The following is a 20,763-nucleotide window of genomic DNA, read 5'->3' as shown; positions in this document are numbered from 1 at the left end:
CCCTCCACCAGGAGAGAGATGCCCCACCCCGCACCCGGCACCCCGGTCACCCGCAACCGGCCGCGCGCCGCCGTCGCCATGAAACCGTCGGCCGCCGCCGCGCTGCTCGACGCCCCGTCCCTGGCCGCGCTCGACACGGTCTGCGAACTGGCCCCGCTGCCCGTACTCGACGACTTCACCACGGGCCGGGCCCGTTCCGTCCTGGCCGAGGCCGAGATCCTGATCACCGGCTGGGGCTGCCCGCCGATCGACGCGGCGGCCCTGGCCGCGGCTCCGCGCCTGCGTGCGGTGGTCCACACCGCGGGCAGCGTCCGCGGGCACATCACCGAGGCCTGCTGGGAACGCGGCATCGAGGTGTCGTCGGCCGCCGCCGCGAACGCCCTGCCGGTCGCCGAGTACACCGTCGCGATGATCCTGCTGTCCGGCAAGCGGGTCCTGGAGCGGTCCCACGACTACCGCACGCTGCGCCGCCGCGACGACTGGCTGGCCGCCCCCGGTCACATCGGCAACTACGGCCGCACCGTGGGCATCCTGTCCGCGTCGATGATCGGCCGCCGCGTCATCGAGCTGCTGCGCCCCTACGACCTGCGCGTCCTGCTGCACGACCCGTACGTCTCCGAGGCGGAGGCCGCCGAGATGGGCGTGCGGCCGGTCGGTCTCGCCGAACTCTTCGAGCGGAGCGACGTGGTGAGCGTCCACACCCCGCTGCTGCCCGCCACCCGCGGGCTCGTCAGCCGTGAACTGCTCACCTCGATGCGCCCGGACGCCGTGCTCGTCAACACCGCGCGGGGCGCCGTCGTCGACCAGGACGCGCTCGTCGACGTACTCCGGCAGGAGCGCATCCGGGCCGTGCTCGATGTCACCGACCCCGACGAACTGCCCGCCGCGCACCCGCTCTGGGAGTGCGCGGGCGCCCTGATCACCCCGCACCTCGCGGGCTCCCAGGGCAACGAACTGCGAAGGCTGGTCGACCTGGCGGCCGCCGAGACCGGCCGCTGGGCCGCGGGCGACGGCTTCGCCCACCGTGTACGACGCGAAAGGCTGGCGTTTCTCGCATGACCGCCGCACATCCGATCTCCCCCGTCGAACTCCCCGCGGAGGAGAGGGGGCTGAGCCCGCACACCGGCTACACCCGGGCCCACTGGGAGGCCGCCGCCGACGGACTGCTGGGGGCCGCCTGGCAGTGGGCCACACCGGGGGGCGCGCTGCTGGACCTGCCGGGCAGGCCGTCCGCGTCGGGGGTGCGCTCCGACGGCCTGGAGGGGTACGCGCGCACCTTCCTGGCCGCCGCCTTCCGGGTGGCGGGCGCGGACGGCGGTGACCCGCACGGCTGGCTCGGCCGGTACGCGGACGGGCTGGCCGCCGGAACCCTCACCCCCGGCCGCGAGGACGCCGAGTCCTGGCCGCTGATCCGCGATCACCACGTCTTCGGCCAGCCCATGGTCGAGTCCGCCTCGGTCGCCATCGGCCTGCGGCTGACCCGGCCGTGGCTCTGGGACCGGCTGGACGACGGGGTGCGGGACCGGACCGAAGCGTGGCTGCGCGACGCGCTGCGGCACGTCCCCTCCCCCAACAACTGGTACCTGTTCCCGTACTCCGTGGCCGGGTTCCTGGAGTCTGTGGGCCGGGGCGACGCGGAGACCGCGCGGGCCAAGGAGCGCGCCCTGGACCTGCTGGAGGGCTGGTACCGGGGTGACGGCTGGTACGCGGACGGCGACGGCCGGGCCTTCGACCACTACAACGGCTGGGCACTGCACCTCTATCCGGTGCTGGACGCGTACCTGTCGGGCGACGCGGAGCTGTCCGCGCGCTACGGGGACCGGCTGCGCGAGCACCTGGAGGGCTTCTCGCTGCTGTTCGGCGGCGACGGCGCGCCGATCCACTTCGGCCGGTCGCTGACCTACCGGTTCGCCGCCGCCTCGTCGGTCGCGCTGGGCGCGCTCAGCGGGCACACCCCGCTCACGCCCGGGACCTCGCGACGGCTGATCAGCGGAGCGCTGCGCTACTTCCTGGACCGGGGCGCGACCGGCACGGACGGGCTGCTGAACCTGGGCTGGCACGGCCCGCACCAGGCGTCGCTGCAGAGCTACTCGGCGCCCGCCTCGCCGTACTGGGCGTCCAAGGCCTTCGTCGCGCTGCTCGCCCCGCAGGGACATCCGCTCTGGACGGCGACCGAGGAGCCCGCGCCGAGCGAGGGCCCCGACCGGGTACGCGCCCTGCCCGCGCCGGGCCTGCTGGTCCAGTCGACGCGTGCCGACGGCATCGTGCGGCTGCACAACCACGGCAGCGACCATGTGCGCCCGCACGAGGGTGAGGCGCAGGTGCAGGACGACCCGCTGTACAGCCGCCAGTCGTACTCCACGGTGACCGGACCCACGGCCCGGGGGAACACGGCGGACAACCATCTGGCCGTGGTCGTCGCCGGAGCGCGGAGCGAGCGCCGGGTGATCCGCGCGCTGGGCGCCGGTGAGGGCGAGGGCTGGGGATGGGCCGCCTCCTGGCACCGGCCGGTGTTCACCTCGGGCTCGCCGATGGTGCCGGGGCTGCGGGTGGAGAGCGTCACGGTGGCACACGGCCGGTACGAGCTGCGGGCGCACCGGGTGCTCGGCGCCCCGGACGGGGCCCGGGTGGAGCAGACCGGCTGGGCCACCGGCCGCGACGACGGCCTGGCCTCCGCCTTGCACGGGCTGCACGGCTGGGAGTCCCCCGACGAGGTCCGGGCCCCGCAGGGCACCGCGTACACCCCCTGGGCGGTGGTGCCCCGGCTGTCGGCGCCCGTCGGGGGCACGGCGGTGCTGGTCGCGCTCGCCTCGCTGACCGCGGAGGCGGACGCGGCTCCGCTCGACGCGGCGGTGAGCGGTGTGGTGGTGGACGGGGACACGGTGGAGGTGCGCTGGGCGCGGGACGGAGCGACGACCCGGATCGGCTTCGCGCCGGTGACCGTCACCCACGGCTGAGCGCCGGGGTGCGCGGCCCGCACGCCGCGCACCCCGCCCCAGCGCGTTACACGTCCGTCCGGATGATCACGGCGAGGGTGCGCGGTCCGTGCACGCCCTCCACACGCTCCAGTTCGATGTCGGAGGTGGCCGAGGGCCCGCTGATCAGCGTCGTCGGCCGCTCCGGCACCAGCCGTGCCACCGCTTCCGGCACCCCCGCCTCGACCGTCGACAGGTCGACGACGCACACATGCAGATCAGGGACGAGGGAGAGAGCCCGTCGCCCCTGGTCCGAAGAGCCGTCCAGGAAGATCGTGCCGGTCTCCGCGCAGCTGACGGCCGAGGCCGTGAGCACACCGTCCAGGTCGTCGAGCCGGGGTGCCGGGATGTCGGCGGAGTCCTGCTGGACCTCACCGTCGTACGCGTCGAGCCAGCGCGGGTCGAGGCCGGCCGGCACCCCGATCCGGCGCGCCCCGCGCTCCCCCAGTACCTCGGCGACGACCTGGGCGGTGCGGTCCGCGGCGCAGGTGTGCACCGTGGCCTTGTAGTCGACAAGCCTGTCGGTGAAGAGGGCCAGGCGCGCGTCGTCGGGGAGGGTGCGGCCGGTGCGGTAGGCGCGCGGTACGTCGGTCCCGGGTGCCGGGGCGAGTGCGAGGGCGTCCTTGATCCGTCCCAGCACGGTGTCGCGAGCGGTCGTCACTTCCCCTCCTCCTTCTTCCGGTTCTGCGCGTTCTCCCGGTACTCGTCCTCGGCGGCCCGCATCGTCGCGCCGCCCTCCGGCGACGCCAGCCACGAGCGGAAGGTCTGTTTCGGTGGCGCGGCGATGTCCCGGCTCTCGCTCCAGCCGTCGAACGGCGGGGGCAGGCGGGAGATCCTGCCGTCCCTCCCGGCCAGGACCCGGCCGATGCCGCCGCCCTTCTGCGCGGCGGTGAAGAGCTTCGGGTGCTTCATGACGGTGGCCGCGGCCTTCATGGCCAGCTTCTCCGCCGTCGTACCGGACTGCTCGGTGCTCTGGTGGCGCAGCTCGACCAGCAGCGACGGGATGTCGATCTTGACCGGGCAGGCGTCGAAGCAGGCGCCGCAGAGACTGGAGGCGTACGGCAGCGAGCTGTTGGGGTCGTTCTTCGCCGCGTCCATCCCGGCGAGCTGCGGGGTGAGGACCGCGCCGATCGGTCCGGGATACGTCGATCCGTAGGCGTGGCCGCCGGCCCGTTCGTACACCGGGCAGACGTTGAGGCAGGCCGAGCAGCGGATGCAGTTGAGGGCCTCGCGGCCGATCCGGTCGGCGAGGGCCGCGGTGCGTCCGTTGTCGAGCAGGACCAGGTGGAAGTCCTGCGGACCGTCGCCCGGCGTGACCCCGGTCCACATCGACGTGTACGGGTTCATGCGTTCGCCGGTGGAGGAGCGCGGCAGCAACTGGAGGAAGACCTCCAGGTCCTGATAGCGCGGCAGCACCTTCTCGATGCCCATCACGGTGATCAGGGTGTCGGGCAGGGTGAGGCACATCCGGCCGTTGCCCTCGGACTCCACGACGGCCAGGGTGCCGGTCTCGGCGACAGCGAAGTTGGCGCCGGAGACGGCGACCTTCGTCGTCATGAACTTCTCGCGCAGGTAGGCGCGGGCCGCGGCGGCGAGATGGGCGGGCACGTTGTCGAGGCCGGGGTCGACGCCCGGGATCTCCTTGAGGAAGATCTGACGGATCTCGTCGCGGTTGCGGTGGATCGCGGGCACCAGGATGTGCGAAGGCTTGTCGTGCGCGAGCTGGACGATGAGCTCGGCGAGGTCCGTCTCGTACGGGGTGATGCCGACCGATTCGAGGTGCTCGTTGAGGCCGGTCTCCTGGGTGGCCATCGACTTGACCTTGATGACCTCGCGACTGCCGGTCGCCTTGACCAGGCGGGCGACGATCTCGTTGGCCTCGACTCCGTCGCGGGCCCAGTGGACGGTGCCGCCGCGCTCGGTGACCTTCCGCTCCAGTTGTTCCAGCAGCTCGGGGAGCCGGTTCATGGTGTCGGTCTTGATGGCCGAACCCGCCGCGCGCAGAGCCTCCCAGTCGGGCAGTTCGCCGGTGACGTTGAGGCGTTTGGCGCGGATGGTGCGGGTGGCCCGGCCGAGGTTGCGGCGGAGCTGTTCGTTGCGCAGTTCGTCGTGGGCGGCCTTCGGGAACGTCCGGTCGCCGCGCAGGTTGCCCGTTCCGTACGGGGAGCGGGGCGGGGCCGCGGGCATGCCGAGGAAGGTGCTGCTCATCGGACGGCCTCCGTGGGGACGTACGGCGAGGTGCGGGTGGCGGAGAGGATCTGGGCGAGGTGCAGGGTGCGGGTGCCCGATCTGATCCGGGAGAGCCCGCCGCCGATGTGCATCAGGCACGACGAGTCGCCCGCGGTGCACACATCGGCCTCGGTGGTGGAGATGTTGCGCATCTTGTCCTGGAGCATGGCGGTGGAGGTGTCGGCGTTCTTGACGGCGAAGGTGCCGCCGAAGCCACAGCAGGAGTCGGCCTCCGGCAGCTCGGCCAGGTCGATCGCGTCGACGGCCCGGAGCAGTTTCAGCGGCTTGTCGCCGACCCGCAGCATGCGCAGGGAGTGACAGGTGGGGTGATACGTCACCCGGTAGGGGAAGTACGCGCCGACGTCCTCGACGCCCAGCACGTCCACGAGCAGCTCCGACAGCTCGTACGTCTTGGCCTTCACGGTGGCGACGCCCGCACGCAGCGCCGCGTCCCCGTACCGTTCGGCGACGATCTCGTGCTGGTGGCGGACCGATCCCGCGCATGATCCGGACGGCATGACGACGGCGTCGATCGAGGCGTCGCCGAACTGCTCGGCGAAGTTCCGCACCAGGGGTACGGGTTCACGCTGGTATCCGGTGTTGACATGCATCTGGCCGCAGCAGGTCTGCTCCGGCGGGAACACCACGTCGTGGCCCAGGCGGGCGAGCAGGACCGCGGTCGATTTCACCGCCTCGGGGAAGAGGGTGTCTCCCAGACAGGTGGCGAAGAGTCCGACGCGCATGGGTCTCTCCGTTCGCTATTCCGATTTTATGGTCAGACCATACTAGCCTCGGTCCGCATCATGAAGGCCGCGACACCGCACCAGCGGCAGATACACCTCGTCGACGATCTCGACGAGGACGTCGTCGGGCGCGGTCGGGGCGCCACGGACGACGAACTCGTTGCGCAGCAGGACGATGGCGACGGTCGCGACCCGCGGATGCAGGGCCTCGGGGCCGGCTTCCCCGCGCGCCACGGCGCGCCCCAGGACGGTCAGCCAGGGAGCGGCCACGGCATCCCCGGACTGGTCCCGCAACTGCGCCACGAGCTCCGCCGCGCCACCGGCCGCGGCGAACAGCTCGCGCAGGATCGCACCGAGCGGGGAACTCCAGTGGCGGTTGGCCTGACGCAGCAGCTCCAGGGCGTCAGCGCGCAGGCTGCCGGCGTCCGGAAGGGGGGCCGTCGTGGCCAGTTGACGGTACGCGGCGATCCCGAGCGCCAGCCGGTTCGGCCAGCGGCGGTAGATGGCGTTCTTGTTGGTGCCCGCACGGGCGGCGACCTTGTCCATGGCCAGCCCGGCATACCCGGACGCGGTCATCTCGTCCACCGCGGCCCGCAGGATCGCCTCCTCCAGAGCCGCGCCACGCCGCCTGGTCCGCCCAGCGGGACGCGAGGCCGGACCCTCCGCCTCATCCATGGTCTTCTCCCCAAAACGGTACTGATCGTACCTTCGCATTCTCATCGATGACGCGCCAGGGCAACAAATAAGGTACGTTCAGTACCGTAAAAGTTCAGAGGGAAGGGGACACACGTGCGGGCCAGAGGGATCAGCTACGACACCGGCTTCATGAAGAACGGGATCACCTCCCGGAAGCACTTCGACCCGGAGACGGTGGAGCGCGAACTGCGCGTCATCCGCGACGACCTGCACTGCAACGCCGTCCGCGTCATGGGCGGCGACCCGGACCGGATCGAGCTGGCGGCGGCACACGCGGCCGCTCTGGGGCTGGAGGTCTGGTTCTCGCCCTACCCCCTCGAACTGTCCGCCGACGAGATGCTGGCGCTGTTCGCGGACTGCGCCGAACGCGCGGAGCGGCTGAGGTCGCGGGGGGCCGAGGTGGTGTTCGTGACCGGCGCGGAGCTCAGCCTGATGAATCCCGGTTTCCTGCCCGGCGACAGCACCGACGAGCGGATCGCCCTGCTGAGCCGTCCCGAGCTCCTGCGCGAGCGGATCAGCGAGATCGGCGACCGGGTCAACGCGTTCCTCGGCCGGGCCGTGGACATCGTCCGCGAGCGCTTCGGCGGCCGGGTGACGTACGCCTCCGTGCCACTCGAACGCGTGGACTGGACACGCTTCGACATCGTGTCCATGGACGTGTACCGGTCGGCCGAGACCGCCGACCGTTTCGCCGACGGCGTCCCCGCGCTGGTCGCCCAGGGAAAGCCGGTCGCGATCACCGAGTTCGGATCAGCCAGCTACCGGGGCGCCGGTGACAGGGGGGCACTCGGACTGGAGATCGTCGAGTACGACAAGGAGGTCCCGGTCGGCCTGAAGGGTGAGTACGTCCGCGATGAGGCCGGTCAGGCCGCGTACGTGCGGGAGCTGCTGGAGGCGTTCGACGCCGGTGGCATCGACAGTGCGTTCGTGTTCACCTTCGCCCTGTACGACCACGTCCACCGCCCCGACGGTGATCCCCGCGCCGATCTGGACCTGGCCAGTTACGGCATCGTCCGGGTCTACGAGGACCGGCTCGGGACCACCTACCCCGACATGGCATGGGAGCCCAAAGCCGCCTTCACCACCCTCGCCGCCTACTACCGCGGCTGAACCGCGGCCCGCACGGCCCGCACCGGCGTCGGCGGCCGTCAGGAACGCCCTTCACCCGGACCGGAGTTCTCGTCGACCAGGGTGCCGTGGAGGCTGCGGATGTGCCGCTCGGCCAGGTCGGCCGCCTCCACGCCCCGGCCCGCGCGCAGCAGCCGCAGCAGTTCGGTGTGCTCGGCGTTGAGCGCGGCGGCCGTCGCCGGCCAGTCCTCGGCCGCCTCCAGCGCCCGCAGGATCAGCGGCCGCACCGATTCGCGGACGGCGGAGGTGAGCGTGGAGGTCAGTTCGTTGCCGGAGACACGGGCGATGTGCACATGGAACCGGGTGTCCAGGTCGTTGAACTCCGCCACCGCCACGCCCGCCTCCCCCATGCCCTCGACCAGCTCCCGCGCCGCGTCGAGGTCCTGTGGGGAGGCATGCCGGGCGGCCGCCTCGAAGCTGGACCGCTCCAGCACGACGCGCGCCTCCAGGACATCCTCCAGGCTGTAGCTGCCCAGCGCGAAGTGCAGCCGGAGCAGCCGCCCGAGCGCGTCGTCGGGGTTGCGGACGATCCGAGCCCCGGCGTCCGGCCCCCGCCCCGGCTGGGCGACCAGCACACCGATGGTCTCCAGCACCCGCAGCGCCTCGCGCAGCGCGGAACGGCTGACCCCGAGCACCGGCGCGAGCTCGCGCTCGGGCGGCAGCCGGTCACCCGCCTTCAGCTCTCCGGCGAACACCCGCTCCTCGATGCTCTGGAGCACCAGCTCATGCGTACGGGACTGCCGTACGGGCTGCCACTCGACGGGCATTGCGCACCCCCTGCCTCGACCGGAACCGCCCGGTCGCCTTCACCTCTGCTGCCCGTCTTCAACTATGTCACACACCACATATGGTCGGACCAAAGAGTGAGGGGTGGCCTCGCCGGTCGCCGGGCCCAGGCCGTCAGTAGGTGACGACGATGCGGCGCTCCACGCCGTCCACCTCGATCTGTCCTCCGTACGGGATGACGAGCTGCGGATCGGTGTGGCCGAGGTCGACGTCGAAGACGGCCATCGTGCCGGGGGCGTACTCGCCGAGGGCGCGCAGCACCGCCTCGCGCTGTTCCGCGCGGAAGCGCTCCCGGTCCTCGACGTCGAGCGGCTGCTCGAACGACCAGTCCTTGGCCCGGCCCATGAGAAGGGCGGGGAACTGCGCGAGCAGACCGCGCTCCCCCATGTTGCGCAGGATCCGGTGAACCTCCACCGCCGAGGGCATCTCCTCGCACGTTTCGAGGAACAGCACCCGGCCCGCGTAGCTCTCCACCGGGCCGATCTCGCGGTCGGCCATCAGCAGCCAGGACACGATCGACAGCTCCCCGCCCCAGCTCGCCCCCTTCACCGTCCGGCCCTCGGCGTTGTGCCACGTCCAGCCGTCGCACGGGCGCATCTCGGGTTCGGACGCGAAGGTCGCCGGGTCCTCCCAGCGGCCGTTCGCCCCGTTGGTCTCCTTGGCCGGGGTCAGCTCGAAGGGTCCGCTGGTGAAGAGCGCGGCCCGCAGGGACGCGGCGGTCAGCGGGTGCATCGCGCCGGGACGCCCGAGCTCGCACATCACGGTGCCGCCGTGGTAGCCGACCAGGCCCAGGTTCTCCAGGAAGACCAGCAGGTTGGTGTTGTCGCTGTACCCGAAGAAGGGTTTGGGGTGGGCGCGCAGCAGCTCGCGGTCCAGATGCGGCAGCACGGTGATCTGGTCGTCGCCGCCGATGGTGGAGATGACCGCCTTGATGCCGGGGTCGGCGAACGCCGCGTGGATGTCGGCGGCCCGTTCCTTCGGGGTGGAGCCCATCTTCCGTGTTGTCGGGTACTCCACGGGTATGAGCCCGAACTCCTCGCGCAGCCTGCGCAGTCCCAGCTCGTGGGGCAGGGGCAGAATGCCGGGAAGGCCGGAGGACGGGGAGATCACGGCGACGCGGTCGCCGGGGCGCGGCTTGGCCGGGTACGGGTTGCTGGTCGGCATCCGGCGATCCTAAGGGCTGTCCCGTAGTCCCTGGTGGATCAGCGTGCGGCGTCAGACGCGGTGCGTCGCACGGCGGAGGGACGCCCGGACTACCGGATGTATCCGGGCGCTCCGTCAACGCGGCGAGGTGCCGTGGCCGTCGTCGCACGCCCGCCAGGGATGACAGGGCAGCCCATAGCCGGCCCGGCGCGGTGCCGTCGCGGGCTTTCCGCCCGGACGCGCCGTCCCGTCCGTCAGTCGCCGAACGAGCCGTGCCGTCCGGCCCCGTGACCGAACCGTGCGGCCCCGGCCAGCGTCTCCCCCGCGCTCAGCGGCACCATCCCGTGCCGGAACTCCGCTGCCAGCGCCTCCTGTTCGTCCAGCCCCTGCTGCTCGTACACCGAGAGGCGGTCGTGGCGCAGGCACAGCTGGGGAAACGCGGCGAGTTCCCGCGCCAGCCGCTCGGCCGCCGCGCGTGCCCCGCCGGGCGGGACGATCCGGTTGGCGAGCCCCATGGCGTACGCCTCGGCGGCGGGGACCGGACGCCCGGTGAGGATCATGTCCATGGCCCGGCTCTCCCCGATCAGCCTCGGCAGCCGTACCGTACCGCCGTCGACCAGCGGCACGCCCCAGCGGCGGCAGAACACCCCGAACACCGCGTCCTCCTCGGCCACCCGCAGGTCGCACCAGAGCGCCAGTTCCAGACCGCCCGCCACCGCGTGACCGGAGACGGCAGCGACGACGGGCTTGCTCAGCCGCATCCGGGTGGGCCCCATCGGCCCGTCGCCCCCGGCCCGCACCGTGTTGCCGCGTTCCGTGCCGATGCCCTTCAGGTCGGCGCCCGCGCAGAAGGTCCCGCCCTCGCCCCAGAGCACGGCGACGGAGGCGCCCGGGTCGGCGTCGAACGCGCGGAAGGCGTCGGCCAGTAGCGCCGCCGTCGGCCCGTCGACCGCGTTGCGCACCTCGGGGCGGTGCAGGATCACGGTGAGGACGGCGCCGTCGCGCTCGATCCGTACCGGCGGCTGTTCACCCATCGTTCGGCCTCCTTCGAAGACGGTGCGCGACGGGCGGCGAGAGCCCTCGGCGCAACGGATTCATGCGATTCTCACGCAATCCCTCTACGGTGGGGGCGTGACCGACACGAGCCCGCCCGGCTGGCACCCAGATCCCGGGTATACAGGAATTGGCCCCGTCTACGAACGCTGGTGGGACGGGACCAGGTGGACCGACCAGCTCCGGGTGCCGCCCGCCGCGGCCCGGCGCCGCCGGACGCGGATCGCGCTGGGTGTCATCGCCGCCGTGGTGGTCATCGCCGCCGTCGGAGGCGGTCTCCGGCTGCTGTCGGACTCCTCCGGCGACGGAGGGGACCGCGCGGACCGGTCCCCGTCGGCCGCGCCGTCGGACGGCCCGCGCCGCGGCCCGGACGGACAGGGCGGCGGGAACGGGAACGAGGACCGGGACCAGGGCCAGGGCCGGGAGAAGGGGCTGCCGCAGGCCGAGGACGGCTACGCCACGGACCTGCTGAGCGGGATCAGCCTGCCGGTCCCCGACGGCTGGCAGGGCACCTCCGGGGTCGGCGGTGCGGGTGTGACCATCGGCGATTACCCCTGTCCCGGCAACGCCTCCGAGCAGTGCGTGCGCGGCGGGGTGTTCTCCATGCCCGCGAAGTCCCTGAAACTCGACACCACGACGGCGAAGGCCACCGCGCTCAAGGACATCCCGGTCAATGCCTCGGAGTCGTACGGCGAGAAGATCTACGGCGGCATCACCTCGCACCAGCAGCTGAAGTCCGAAGCGGTCACCGTCGCCGGTGAGCAGGGCTATCTGGTGCGCTGGAAGGTGGTGACGAAGAGCGGTGACGACGGCTACGTCCAGTCGCTGGCCTTCCCCTCGCCCCGCTCCAAGGACCTGCTGGTCGTGGTCCGGTCCGGCTTCGACATCAACGCCCAGGCCCCCGCGCTCTCCGTGATGGACGACATCACGAAGGGGATCAAGGCCTACTCGGGCAAGGGCCCCGGCACCGACGTATGAGCGACCGGGGGCCCCGGGTCTGAGTACCCGGGCGGTACGGCCTGAGTACGCGGTCCGATCCGCCCCGGCGCGGCCACCGGTCGAATGGTGGTCATGCTTCCCGACACACCGTCGCACCCCCGCATCCGCCACGTCACCTCGGCCGGCACCACGCTGGCGCTGTCCCTGGCCCCCGTGGTGATCGGCGTCCTGCTCGCCAAGTCCCTGGCGACGGACCCGATGTCGCCGGTGAACGCCCTGGTCACCCGAGGTGGCCAGGGCGTTCCCGTCTCGCCCGCGCAGTGGCGGGGCTGCGGCAGGCAGGCGCTGCGCGGCTGGAAGGACCCGTTGCGCCGCGACGGGCGTACGGGGGCTCCGGCACGGTGGTGCTCCGCGGTCCGGCGCACGCGCCGTCGGCGGTCGCTGCCGGCCGGGCGCTGAACCCGCGGGTCCGGGCACCGGCCGGTGCCCGGACCTGGCTGGAGTCAGGTCCGTCGGCAGTGCAGGAACAACTGGGGCTCGGCCGGGGCCGCTTCGTACTCCGGGGTGAAGAGGGTGCTCTGCTCCCAGAGCACCGTGAAGCCCGCCTCGGTGACCATCCCGGTGAACTCCTCCGGGCCGAAGCTCGTGGCCCGCACCGTCTGCCCCATGAAGACGACGTCGACGTCCTCGGCGTCCAGCGGCACCGTCGCCACGACCAGGTGACCGCCGGGCACCAGCAGCCGGGCGGCCTTCCGCAGCAGCCGGGACTGCTCCGCGCGGCTCATCTGGAGCAGCGAGAAATACGCGCACACCGCGTCGAAGCTCCCTTCCTCCAGGGAGAGCCGGAGGATGTCGGCACACGCGAAGGACGCACCGGGCACATTGCGGACCGCGAGTTCCACCATGACCGGCGACACGTCGACACCGTGCACCTCATGACCGGCCTCGGTCAGGACCTGGGCTGTCGGCCGCCCCGTACCGCTGCCGATGTCCAGGACCCTGCCGCGCGGTGCGAGATCGTCCAGCAGCCGCCGCAGCGAGGCGTGGTGCGCGGCTGATCGGCCGAACGCCCGCTCGTAGTCGGCGCCCAACGCGTCGAACACCGTGGCGGCGGCGAGGCCGTGGCCCTCGTCCATCGATGCGGTTCCTTCCTCTTTCCCGGCGGTCCCCCGGATCGTGTCATCCTTCGCCGCCGCCTTCAACGCCCGCCCCGGGTAAGCGACATGCGTCCTGAAAAACCGTTTCCTCATGGGTGTGCCGCATCCCTACACTCACCACACATCGCACGCCGCGGCCACCGCGCGGCGCGCACCGTGACCAGTGAGGGGAGACAGGCCGTGCGTTACCGCACCACTGCCGTCGTTCCCCCGTCGCGGTACGAGGTGATCCTGGTGTCTTCGTCCGCCCGGTGCGGGCCGCGCGGCCCGCACCGGATCCCCTGACGGACACCTGACCTCCTCCGCCGCCCGCCGCTACGGCCGGGCCGCGGCCCGGCGCCGCCACGCGCCGTCGCCAGGTCGTCGCCCGGCCCGTTCATGGGCCGGTCCGTCCGGGAATCGCGCACCCTCTCCGTTCCGGATCATTCCGAAAGGCCATGGGCCGTGCGTACCGAACTGCACCGTCAACCCGCCCGACCGCTCGCCGACGTCCGCAACCTGGGCATCCTCGCCCACGTCGACGCGGGCAAGACCACCGTCACCGAGCGGATCCTGTACCTCACCGGCGCCGTCCACAAGCAGGGCGAGGTCCACGACGGCACGACCGTCACCGACTTCGACCCGCAGGAGCGCGACCGCGGGATCACCATCTTCGCCGCGGCGGTGAGCTGTTCCTGGGACGGTCACCGGATCAATCTGCTCGACACCCCGGGCCATGTCGACTTCTCCGACGAGGTGGAGCGCTCGCTGCGGGTGCTCGACGGGGCGATCGCGGTGTTCGACGCCGTCGCGGGCGTCGAGCCGCAGAGCGAGTCGGTGTGGCGGCAGGCGGACCGGCACGGTGTGCCGAGGATCGCGTTCGTCAACAAGCTGGACCGTACCGGGGCCGACCTCGACACCGCGGTCGCGTCCATCCGGGACCGGCTGCACACCGTTGCGCTCGCGGTCCAGTTGCCGATCGGGACCGAGGACGGCTTCGCCGGGGTGGTCGATCTGCTGCGCATGCGGGCGCTGGTCTGGGCCGACGGGGCCGCCGCCTTCGAGGAGGGGGAGGTGCCGGAGGGGCTGCGCGACGAGGCGCTGCGGCGTCGGCGGCTGCTGGACGAGGCGGTGGCGGAGCTCCATCCGGCGGCGCTGGAGGAGTTCTGCGCACGGTCGTCGCTCTCCGAGGGAACGCTGCGGGGTGCGCTGCGCGATCTGACCCGTACCGGGGAGGCCGTGGTGGTGCTGTGCGGCTCGGCCTACCGCAACCGCGGGATCGAGCCGCTGCTGGAGGCCGTGGTGGCCTATCTGCCCTCGCCGCTGGATGTTCCGCCGGTGCGCGGCACGTGGGGCGACGCGGTGCAGGAGCGGGCCGCCGATCCGGCTGCGCCGTTCGCGGCGCTGGTGTTCAAGGTGAACTCCACGGCCACGGGGCGGCTGGCGTTCCTGCGGGTCTATTCGGGCACGGTCCGCAAGGGGGACTCCGTGTGGGACGCGGCCACGCGGCGCCAGGAGCGGATCGGACGGATCCTGCGGGTGCAGGCTGGCCGGCACACGGACGTGGACGCGGCGGTGGCCGGGGACATCGTCGCGGTGATCGGCCTCAAGGCGGCCCGCACCGGGGCCACGCTGTGCGCGCCCTCGGCACCACTGGTGCTCGAACCGCCGTCCGCCGCCGCGCCGGTGGTCTCGGTGGCGGTCGAGGCCCGGCGGAGCACCGCCACCGAACGGCTGGTGACGGCGCTGGCGCGGATCGTCGAGGAGGACCCCTCGCTGACGGTCCGGACCGACCTTGAGACCGGTCAGACGGTGCTCTCGGGGATGGGGGAACTGCATCTGGAGGTCGCGGTGGAGAAGATCCGGCGCGCGCACGGGCTGGAGATCGGCGTGGGCAGGCCGCAGGTGGCGTACCGGGAGACGATCGCCCGCGGGGTGTCGCAGCTGGTGTACCGGCATGTGAAGCAGGACGGCGGGGCGGGCCAGTTCGCCCATGTCGTCCTGGACGTGGCGCCGTTGGAGGACGGTGACGGCGGCGAGGCCGGTTTCGCGTTCCGGTCGACGGTCGTCGGCGGGCGGGTGCCGCAGGAGTACGTCCGGGCGGTGGAGGCGGGCTGCCGGGACGCGCTGGCCGAGGGCCCTCTCGGCGGGCACCCGGTGACCGGGGTGCGGGTCACACTGACCGATGGGGCGACCCACTCCAAGGACTCCTCGGAGATGGCGTTCCGTACGGCTGGCCGGTTCGCGCTCCGCGAGGCCCTGCGCGCGAGCGCGATGGTACTGCTGGAGCCGGTGGCCGAGGTCACCGTCACGGTGCCCGACGACGCCGTGGGCGGGGTGCTCGGCGATCTCGCGGCCCGGCGCGGCCGGGTCTCCGGCTCGGCCGCCCGCGCGGGCACGGCGGTGATCACGGCGACCGTGCCGCTGGCGGAGCTGTTCGGCTACGCGACCCGGCTGCGCGGCCGCACCCAGGGGCGCGGCACCTTCACCTCCCGCCCCACCGGTTACGCCCCGGCTCCGAAGCCGGTGGATCCGGGCACGCCGGGCCGGTAGCGGCCGGGCCGGTCCCTCCCCCACGCGGGCGGGAGGGACCGGCCCGGACCGGGCGCTTCGGGATACCGGCCCCTCGCCCTCCATCGCCAAGTATCAATTTGCCTAAAGGCTTTAGGTACATACGCTATCGTTATCGTCGAACAGGAGGATGATGATGGTGAGAGCGGGGCTGACCCCGGAGCGTCTGACCCGGGCGGGAGCGGAGCTGGCCGACGAGGCGGGCTTCGACCAGGTGACCGTCTCGGCGCTCGCCCGGCGGTTCGACGTCAAGGTCGCGAGCCTGTACTCGCACCTGAGGAACTCCCAGGAACTCAGGACCAGGATCGCGCTGTTCGCCCTGGAGGAGCTTGCCGACCGGGTCGCCGAGGCTCTGGCCGGGCGCGCCGGGAAGGACGCCCTGGCCGCCTTCGCCCACGCCTACCGCGACTACGCCCGGGAACACCCCGGCCGGTACGAGGCGGCCCGGTTCCGGCTCGACCCCGAGACCGCGGCGGCCAGTGCCGGTGTCCGGCACGCGCAGATGACGCGGGCGATCCTGCGGGGCTACGACCTGGCGGAGCCGGACCAGACGCACGCGGTCCGGATGCTGGGCAGCGTGTTCCACGGCTACGTCAGCCTGGAGGCGGCCGGGGGGTTCGACCACACCCCGGTGAGCTCGCAGCAGTCCTGGGAGTGGGTCGTGGATTCCCTCGACGTCCTCCTGCGCACCCGTGCGGACCACTGACCAGGCACCTTCGCACCCCCCGTGAAAACCTCTGATCAACAGGCCGAGGACATGAACACCGCGCACCCCACGATCACCACCCCCGTCACCCCCGCCCTCCTGCGCGGCTTCCTGGACCTGGAACCGACCGCGCACGGCCTGCTGCCGCACCGGCTGCCCGCCCGCGCACGACGGCAGATCCCCGACGAACAGCTGGCCATGGCCGAGGCACAGCCCTCCGGCGTGCGCCTGGCCTTCCGGACCCGGGCCACCACCGTCGAGCTCGACACGCTGCCCACCAAGCGGGCCTACCTCGGTCTGCCCGCCCCGGCGGACGGCGTGTACGACCTGCTGGTCGACGGCCGCCTCGCCGCCCAGTCCACGGTGACCGGCGGCAACGTCCGCACGATCGACCTGGCCTCCGGCGCCGCCGAGCTGACCGAAGGGCCGCCCGGCACCGCCCGGTTCACCGGTCTGCCCGCGTCCGCGAAGGACGTGGAGATCTGGCTTCCGCACACGGAGATCACCGAGCTGATCGCGCTGCGCACCGACGCCCCCGTCGAGCTCGCACCGGACAGCGGGCGCCGGGTGTGGCTGCACCACGGCAGCTCCATCAGCCACGGCTCGAACGCCACCCACCCCACCGCCATCTGGCCCGCGCTGGCCGCCGCGCAAGGCGGGGTGGAACTCCTCAACCTGGGGTTCGGCGGCAGCGCGCTGCTCGACCCGTTCACCGCTCGGGCGGTCCGGGACACCCCGGCGGACCTGATCAGCCTCAAGCTCGGCATCAACATCGTCAACGCCGACGTGATGCGGCTGCGCGCCTTCGTCCCCGCGGTCCACGGCTTCCTCGACACCGTACGCGAGGGGCATCCGGCCACGCCGCTCCTGGTCGTCTCCCCCGTCCTGTGCCCCGTCCAGGAGGACACCCCCGGCCCCCTCGCTCCCGACTTCACGCAGGGCACCGTACGTTTCAAGGCCACCGGCGACCCCGCCGAACGTGCCGCCGGGCGCCTGACCCTCACGGTCATCCGCGAGGCGCTCGCCCGCATCGTCGAACAGCGCGCGGCCGACGACCCTCACCTCCACCACCTCGACGGCCGGGAACTCTACGGGGAGCGGGACTACGCCGCGTGGCCGCTCCCCGACGAGGTGCACCCCGGCCCCGAGGGACACCGCCGCATCGCCGAGAACTTCGCGCGGCACGTGTTCGCCACTGACGGTCCCTTCGCCGCCCGCCCGGACCGTGCGCCGGACTGACGTTGCGCGCTGCCTCCCGAACCGCCCTTCCACCGCCCTTCCGGACCTCCCCTACGCGGAACGGGCCGCCGCGACTGTCGCGGCGGCCCGTTCCGCGTTGACCGCAATCCCCCGATCGAGCGAACGGGCTCGAACGAACGAGTTCACCAGGTCACCGCCCAAAGCGCGCATGCCCCGAAGCCGCGATTCGAACTGACCTTCAGGATCTGTCCGCCGTAAGGCCGTTACGCGACCGAATCCGGCACGTTCTTTAGTGCACCAGTACCACACCGACGCTCAGACGGAGGACACCGTGCACTCTGGCCCCGCCCCCGCGAACCAGCCTCCCGGAATCGAACGATCCGGTGCGTCCCCGCTCACGGCTGACGGCATCCGTACCCCGGCGGGCCCGCATGCGCGGGGGAAGGCATGAGCGAGCCGCCCGCCGCGTCAACGGGCAAGGTGCCGGGACCGCGCACCGCCGACCACGGGCCGGGGCACGGGGCGGACGCCGCCGCCCCGGAGATGCGGTACGTCGATGTGACCGGCAGCCGCGAGGCGGCCGGGCGCTCCATCCGGATGCGTGACATGGCCCGGCGCCTGCCGCAGTTGGTGCGCCGCTCGCTGGGCCTGGCCTGGCGGGTCGACCGGCGGGCGACCTTCGGCCTCCTGCTGTGCCAGGCCGTCGCCGGGGTGATGCAGGCCCTGGGCCTCGTCGCCATCGCCGGTACCCTGACCGCGCTGCTGAGCAGCGGGGACGTCTACCACCGTCTCCTCGACGCCTGGCCTTCGGTCGCCCTGCTCGCCACCGCCGCCGGAGTGCGCGCGCTCCTGGGGATCACCGTCAGCTGGCTGTCCTCCCGGCTGGGCCCCCTGATGTCGCGTGAGGCCGAGCAGATGCTGCTCACCGCCTGCGCCGGGGTGGAGCTGAGCGCGTACGACGAGCCGGGCTTCAACCGCGACCGCGAGGCCGCCGACCGCGGCGCCCAGGTGACCGGTGACCTGATCGACGAGGGCCAGGGCCTGATCGCCTCCGGTGCCGGGTTCGTCGCCGGTGCGGTCGTGCTGGCCGGTGTGCACTGGGTCCTCCTCCCCCTCCTGGTCGCGGCGAGTCTTCCGCAGGCCGTGGCCCAGGTCGGCGCCGCGCGGGTGCGGTACCTGGCGAACCTGCGCAGCAACGGCGACAACCGGATGCTGTCGGTGCTGCGCTGGCACATCTACAACCGGGAGGCCGCCGACCAGATCCGCGCGGGCACCATGGCCGGGTTCCTGACCGGGCGCTACCGGCAGACGGTCGCCCGCATCAACCGCGAGGACCGGACCGCGGCCGACAGGGGCGCCCGTATGTCGCTCATCGGCGCGGTGTGCGGAGGGCTGGGGTCAGCGGTGGTGTGGGCCACGGTCGTCCGGCTGCTGGCGGACGGCCGGATCAGCCTCGGGCACGCGGGTACGGCCGTCTTCGCGCTGCAGACGGCCGGTCAGTCGGTGCGCGGGCTGGTGGCCGTCGGGGCACGCGCCGTACGCACCGGCCTGTACATGGACGACTGGAGCGGCTTCCTGGACAGGGCGGGCGGATACCGCATGCGGCGCGGCCCGCACGAACCCGCGCCGCCGAAAACCATCGAGGTCAAGTCGGTCACGCACCGGTACGCGGGCAAGGACCGCGACGCACTGTCCGACGTGTCGCTGACCCTGCGCCGTGGCGAGGTGACCGCCCTCGTCGGATACAACGGATCGGGCAAGTCGACGCTGTCGAACCTGGTCAGCGGGCTGTACCTGCCGACCGGCGGTCAGGTGCTGTGGGACGGCGTCCCCACAGGTGAGGCGGACCCGCAGGCGCTGTGGCGGCAAGTCGCCCTCGCACCGCAGGATTACGCGCACTGGCCCCTGACCGTGCGGGAGAACGTGACCCTGGGCCAGCCCGCGGAACGCGGCGACGCGGCGGTGAGGGAGGCGTGCGCGGCAGCCGGGGCCGACGAGGTCGTCGGGACGCTCGGGGCCGGTCTGGACACACTGCTGGCCCGAGAGTGGCTCAACGGCGAGGAACTGAGCGGCGGACAGTGGCAGCGCGTCGCCCTCGCCCGCGCGTTCTTCCGCGAGGCCGGATTGCTCGTCCTCGACGAGCCGACCGCGAACCTCGATCCCCGCGCCGAGTTCCGCATCTTCCAGCGGCTACGGGACCTGGCCCGGGACCGGGTGGTGCTCCTGGTCACCCACCGCATCACCAACGTCGCCGCCGCGGACCGGATCGTCGTCCTCGACGAAGGCCGGGTCGTCCAGGAGGGCACGTACGCCGAGCTCTCTCAGCAACCGGGAATCCTGGCTCAGCTGCTGTCCTACCAGGTCACCTCCGGGGCTCAGGACGACCCGCACGACAAGCGCCCATGACCGGCGGCGCCGCCCCGTCGCCCCATGCCTCCCCGGAGCGCGACGCCGTGCCGCCACGCCCCCGTGCGGTCGATGTCGTCCTCCCGGTCGACGTCGTCCTCCTGACGATGAACGACAGGCCCGGACAGGAGCGGGCCGCGCAGGCCGCACCGGCGGCACGGCGGGGAGTCGTCCCGCGCGACCGCGTCGTCGGCAACGGCCGCGTCGCCGCCGATGCCCGCACGGTCTCCTGAACCGCCCCGACACGAGGGAGCTTCTCCATGACCGCACCATCCTCCGCCATGCCGTCCCTGCTCGGTGTGTTCGGCCATCCCGACGACGAGAGCCTCCTGGCGGGCGGGGTACTCGCCCAGCACGCCGCCGCACAGGCACGCACCGCCGTGGTCACCCTGACGTGGGCACCCGGCAGCCCCCGCGCAGCCGAGCTCGCCGACGCGCTGAGGGTGCTCGGCGCGGGCGGGCCGCGCATGCTCGGGTACGGCGACGCCCGCGACCCACGTGCGGCTCCCGGCCGTCCCCGGCTCGTCGACGCGCCGCTGGACGAGGTGGTCGCCGCCCTGGTGGGACAGATCCGGTCGTTCCGCCCCGGCATCGTCGTGACCCATGACGCGGTGGGCCAGCTGACCGGTCACCCGGACCACCGCCGCACCCACCAGGCCGTCCTCCTCGCCGTTCACGACGCGGGGCTCGCGCACCTGCATCCGGAGGCCGGCGCGCCCTGGCAGCCGGGCGCCGTGTACTGCGCCACGCACCCGGAGTCGGGGGTCGGCGCGCTCGGGCCACTGCTGACGGGCGTCGGCAAGCGCGTACTCGCGGTCCCGGACGCGTACGCCACCACGGCGATCGACGTCACTCCCTGGTCGGAGCAGAAGTGGGCCGCGATCCTCGCCCACCGCGGCGAGGTCGCGCGTGAGCGCCCGCTGCCCGGGATTCTCGCCCGGCTGCCGGAGGAAACGCGCCGTGCCGTCCTCGCGACCGAGTACTTCACCCGGCTCGCCCCCGGCCCCGCCCCCGGCGCACCGCATCGGCTCACCCCCTGAAGCCGGCCGCTG

19 protein-coding genes are annotated in these 20,763 nt (G+C 72.8%); 11 read left to right on the top strand and 8 right to left on the bottom strand.

Annotation, left to right across the window (positions count from 1 at the left end; genetic code table 11):
• Positions 1-18: 18 nt before the first annotated feature.
• Positions 19-1,059: a hydroxyacid dehydrogenase gene (locus ACFVWY_RS16710; protein WP_389872405.1), complete on the top strand. Its 1,041-nt coding sequence runs from the start codon at positions 19-21 to the stop codon at positions 1,057-1,059.
• Complete coding sequence (locus ACFVWY_RS16705; protein WP_389872402.1) at positions 1,056-2,957, top strand: DUF2264 domain-containing protein; 1,902 nt, start codon at positions 1,056-1,058, stop codon at positions 2,955-2,957. The genes ACFVWY_RS16710 and ACFVWY_RS16705 overlap by 4 nt, the downstream gene beginning before the upstream one ends.
• 46 nt (positions 2,958-3,003) lie before the next feature.
• Here ACFVWY_RS16705 and ACFVWY_RS16700 read toward each other — a convergent pair whose 3' ends face one another.
• From ACFVWY_RS16700 to ACFVWY_RS16685, 4 genes are read right to left on the bottom strand one after another with little or no spacing between them, the layout of a single operon-like run.
• Positions 3,004-3,636: a lactate utilization protein C gene (locus tag ACFVWY_RS16700; protein ID WP_389872399.1), complete on the bottom strand. Its 633-nt coding sequence runs from the start codon at positions 3,634-3,636 to the stop codon at positions 3,004-3,006.
• Complete coding sequence (locus tag ACFVWY_RS16695; RefSeq protein WP_389872396.1) at positions 3,633-5,183, bottom strand: lactate utilization protein B; 1,551 nt, start codon at positions 5,181-5,183, stop codon at positions 3,633-3,635. The genes ACFVWY_RS16700 and ACFVWY_RS16695 overlap by 4 nt, the downstream gene beginning before the upstream one ends.
• The gene (locus ACFVWY_RS16690; protein WP_389872394.1) at positions 5,180-5,947 is read right to left on the bottom strand and encodes a (Fe-S)-binding protein; all 768 of its coding nucleotides are present in this window, start codon (positions 5,945-5,947) and stop codon (positions 5,180-5,182) included. Before ACFVWY_RS16690 ends, ACFVWY_RS16695 begins: the two co-directional genes overlap by 4 nt.
• A gap of 42 nt (positions 5,948-5,989) precedes the next feature.
• Entirely contained in the window at positions 5,990-6,622 is a 633-nt protein-coding gene (locus ACFVWY_RS16685; RefSeq protein WP_389872391.1) for a TetR/AcrR family transcriptional regulator, read from the bottom strand.
• Positions 6,623-6,736: 114 nt separating this feature from the next.
• Here ACFVWY_RS16685 and ACFVWY_RS16680 point away from each other — a divergent pair, with 114 nt between their 5' ends.
• Positions 6,737-7,753, top strand: coding sequence for a hypothetical protein (locus tag ACFVWY_RS16680; RefSeq protein ID WP_389872388.1), 1,017 nt, complete (start codon positions 6,737-6,739; stop codon positions 7,751-7,753).
• Positions 7,754-7,791: 38 nt separating this feature from the next.
• Here ACFVWY_RS16680 and ACFVWY_RS16675 read toward each other — a convergent pair whose 3' ends face one another.
• The 3 genes from ACFVWY_RS16675 to ACFVWY_RS16665 form a co-directional block, all read right to left on the bottom strand.
• Entirely contained in the window at positions 7,792-8,538 is a 747-nt protein-coding gene (locus ACFVWY_RS16675) for a FadR/GntR family transcriptional regulator (RefSeq protein ID WP_389872386.1), read from the bottom strand.
• Positions 8,539-8,671: 133 nt separating this feature from the next.
• Positions 8,672-9,721 (bottom strand): S66 peptidase family protein, encoded by a 1,050-nt coding sequence (locus ACFVWY_RS16670; RefSeq protein WP_389872384.1) that lies wholly within the window; start codon positions 9,719-9,721, stop codon positions 8,672-8,674.
• Positions 9,722-9,954: 233 nt separating this feature from the next.
• Positions 9,955-10,734 carry a crotonase/enoyl-CoA hydratase family protein gene (locus ACFVWY_RS16665; protein ID WP_389872382.1) on the bottom strand — a complete coding sequence of 260 codons (780 nt, stop codon included), beginning with the start codon at positions 10,732-10,734 and terminating at the stop codon, positions 9,955-9,957.
• A 97-nt stretch (positions 10,735-10,831) separates the two neighbouring features.
• Here ACFVWY_RS16665 and ACFVWY_RS16660 point away from each other — a divergent pair, with 97 nt between their 5' ends.
• Complete coding sequence (locus tag ACFVWY_RS16660; protein ID WP_389872379.1) at positions 10,832-11,731, top strand: DUF2510 domain-containing protein; 900 nt, start codon at positions 10,832-10,834, stop codon at positions 11,729-11,731.
• 93 nt (positions 11,732-11,824) lie between these two features.
• Complete coding sequence (locus ACFVWY_RS16655; protein WP_389872376.1) at positions 11,825-12,151, top strand: hypothetical protein; 327 nt, start codon at positions 11,825-11,827, stop codon at positions 12,149-12,151.
• Positions 12,152-12,195: 44 nt separating this feature from the next.
• Here ACFVWY_RS16655 and ACFVWY_RS16650 read toward each other — a convergent pair whose 3' ends face one another.
• Positions 12,196-12,828 (bottom strand): class I SAM-dependent methyltransferase, encoded by a 633-nt coding sequence (locus ACFVWY_RS16650; protein ID WP_389872374.1) that lies wholly within the window; start codon positions 12,826-12,828, stop codon positions 12,196-12,198.
• Between the two features lie 465 nt (positions 12,829-13,293).
• Here ACFVWY_RS16650 and fusA point away from each other — a divergent pair, with 465 nt between their 5' ends.
• The 6 genes from fusA to ACFVWY_RS16620 all read left to right on the top strand — a co-directional run bounded on the left by fusA (position 13,294) and on the right by ACFVWY_RS16620 (position 20,751).
• Positions 13,294-15,381, top strand: a complete 2,088-nt coding sequence (gene fusA / locus ACFVWY_RS16645) for an elongation factor G (protein ID WP_389872371.1) — start codon at positions 13,294-13,296, stop codon at positions 15,379-15,381.
• Between the two features lie 154 nt (positions 15,382-15,535).
• Positions 15,536-16,105: a TetR/AcrR family transcriptional regulator gene (locus ACFVWY_RS16640; RefSeq protein WP_389872482.1), complete on the top strand. Its 570-nt coding sequence runs from the start codon at positions 15,536-15,538 to the stop codon at positions 16,103-16,105.
• A gap of 51 nt (positions 16,106-16,156) precedes the next feature.
• Entirely contained in the window at positions 16,157-17,344 is a 1,188-nt protein-coding gene (locus ACFVWY_RS16635) for a GDSL-type esterase/lipase family protein (protein WP_389872479.1), read from the top strand.
• A 504-nt stretch (positions 17,345-17,848) separates the two neighbouring features.
• On the top strand, positions 17,849-19,711 hold the full coding sequence (locus ACFVWY_RS16630; RefSeq protein ID WP_389872477.1) for an ABC transporter ATP-binding protein: 1,863 nt from the start codon (positions 17,849-17,851) through the stop codon (positions 19,709-19,711).
• Entirely contained in the window at positions 19,708-19,944 is a 237-nt protein-coding gene (locus ACFVWY_RS16625) for a hypothetical protein (RefSeq protein ID WP_389872368.1), read from the top strand. The genes ACFVWY_RS16630 and ACFVWY_RS16625 overlap by 4 nt, the downstream gene beginning before the upstream one ends.
• A gap of 27 nt (positions 19,945-19,971) precedes the next feature.
• Complete coding sequence (locus ACFVWY_RS16620; protein WP_389872365.1) at positions 19,972-20,751, top strand: PIG-L deacetylase family protein; 780 nt, start codon at positions 19,972-19,974, stop codon at positions 20,749-20,751.
• The last annotated feature ends 12 nt before the right edge of the window (positions 20,752-20,763 follow it).

It is taken from the genome of Streptomyces sp. NPDC058195 (assembly GCF_042883525.1).
Classification (GTDB): domain Bacteria; phylum Actinomycetota; class Actinomycetes; order Streptomycetales; family Streptomycetaceae; genus Streptomyces.
This window is presented reverse-complemented; position numbering and strand designations above follow the sequence as displayed.